This window comes from Microbispora sp. CL1-1 (assembly GCF_012034195.1).
Classification (GTDB): Bacteria; Actinomycetota; Actinomycetes; order Streptosporangiales; family Streptosporangiaceae; genus Microbispora.
The window spans coordinates 1-221 of record NZ_JAATEK010000261.1 but is presented as its reverse complement, the minus strand read 5'-3'; the positions used below and the strand labels follow the sequence as shown (position 1 = coordinate 221).

Sequence of the window (221 nt, the reverse complement as noted above, 5' to 3'; positions counted from 1 at the left end):
CGGTCGTTACTTCGGCACCGCGATCAGTGCGAACAAGCTGGGCGACTCGCAGTACACCACGATCGCCAATCGTGAGTTCAACATGATCACGGCCGAGAACGAGATGAAGATCGACGCGACTGAGCCGAACCAGGGTCAGTTCAACTTCACCAACGCCGACCGGATCTACAACTGGGCGGTGCAGAACGGCAAGCAGGTGCGCGGGCACACGCTGGCGTGGT

General features: G+C 60.2%; 1 protein-coding gene. It reads left to right on the top strand.

Features of this window, described 5'->3' with window-relative positions; translation table 11 throughout:
- Positions 1–221, top strand: a 221-nt coding sequence (locus tag HCK04_RS40825) for an endo-1,4-beta-xylanase (RefSeq protein ID WP_142652818.1), incomplete at both ends; no start/stop codon positions are given.